The sequence below is a fragment of the Ferroplasma sp. Type II genome (genome assembly GCF_000496155.1).
This window is the reverse complement of record NZ_KI542687.1, coordinates 1-1,245: the sequence shown is the minus strand read 5'-3', so window position 1 is coordinate 1,245 and position 1,245 is coordinate 1. Positions and strand designations below refer to the sequence as shown.

3 protein-coding genes are annotated in these 1,245 nt (G+C 35.9%); 1 reads left to right on the top strand and 2 read right to left on the bottom strand.

Features of this window, described 5'->3' with window-relative positions:
* Positions 1–506 (bottom strand): methyltransferase domain-containing protein (locus AMDU4_RS01810; RefSeq protein WP_290703899.1); only part of this gene is annotated, 506 nt, incomplete at its 3' end.
* Between the two features lie 94 nt (positions 507–600).
* Here AMDU4_RS01810 and AMDU4_RS01805 point away from each other — a divergent pair.
* Entirely contained in the window at positions 601–981 is a 381-nt protein-coding gene (locus AMDU4_RS01805; RefSeq protein WP_021786266.1) for a NifB/NifX family molybdenum-iron cluster-binding protein, read from the top strand.
* Between the two features lie 46 nt (positions 982–1,027).
* Here the strand turns inward: AMDU4_RS01805 and AMDU4_RS01800 are convergent.
* Positions 1,028–1,245 (bottom strand): zinc ribbon domain-containing protein (locus tag AMDU4_RS01800; RefSeq protein WP_021786265.1); only part of this gene is annotated, 218 nt, incomplete at its 5' end.

The following is a 1,245-nucleotide window of genomic DNA, read 5'->3' as shown; positions in this document are numbered from 1 at the left end:
CTTATTTTTGAATATAGATTCTGGATATATTCCGAATCATTATTGCTCCTGAAATGGTCTCCATCCATAAATATTCCTCCACTTTTAAGAATAGTATAGAAATTTTTATACAGCGATTTCAAATTAGGCTTTGGGATCCAGTGCAATGCAGTAGTAGAAACTATGGCATCAAATTTCTCATCGTCTATGGCATGGAGCCATTCATTTCCCTTCAGGTCATACTCAAGTATTCTCACCCTTGAACCGTATTTGGACACATTATTCTTCGCTATTCTTAAGAGTACAGGGTCGTAATCTATTGAGTATATCCTTGCTTGTGGAAATCGCTCAGCAAGCCGTATGGTAAATGACCCGGGTCCACACCCCACATCAAGTATGTTATCTACCTTTGAATGCGAATTTTCAATTACATTCATCATAAAAGAAAATCGTTGTTCTCTCATCTCGATGAGTGCGTTTTGCTGTGATTCCCATGTTGACAGAAATTCATTGTACGATTCATTCATGCATGATAAATAATATTATTTGAATTAAATTTTTTGTATCTGCAGGCTATAGCAAAAAAAGAACTGCTTAAATGCTAATCAGGCATATAGATATATGACAGTAAAAGTTGGAATACCTGTAAATGGGAGCAATATTAGCGGACCCGGGGAAGGAGCGGAAGTGCATATATTTGAAATAGAAAACACAAAATACAAACTTATAGACCGTTATGAAAATCCAGCTCTAAAAGCAACTTCAACAAGGGGCATACATATGCTCAAATCGGTTCTGGGGAAAAATGTGGATGCAATAATAGTTGCAGAAATAGGAGAGCCAGGAGTACGTTTTCTCAAAAATAAGATAAAAATATACTATAGCAATAACTTGAACGAAGATGAGGCAATGGAATCTTACATTCATGGCAATCTTGAGGAAATAACACTACCGACTCATGAAGCACCACACAATTATGGCAATTCCCATGAATTGAAATAAATATATGAAAATAATTAATTTTTATTAAATTATAATGTTTATAATCCTATTTTTGTCTTAGTTTATATCCACAGTTGGGGCAGTAAGTCATTTCCTCGGTAACTGGGTAGCCACAGTGAGGACACCGGAATGCAGTATCTGGAAGGTTTTCATTATTGTCTTCTGCCATATTTTCTCTTATATTCTCATATGGATTCTTGTTCTTTTCGTTTCCAAAAACGGCCATTCCGATATTTGCCCTTGGAGCCTTTGCCTTTGCCATGT

Bases quoted from the DNA above. Each gene is read 5' to 3' on its own strand.
- AMDU4_RS01805 (WP_021786266.1), top strand. From the start codon at position 601: ATGACAGTAAAAGTTGGAATACCTGTAAATGGGAGCAATATTAGCGGA.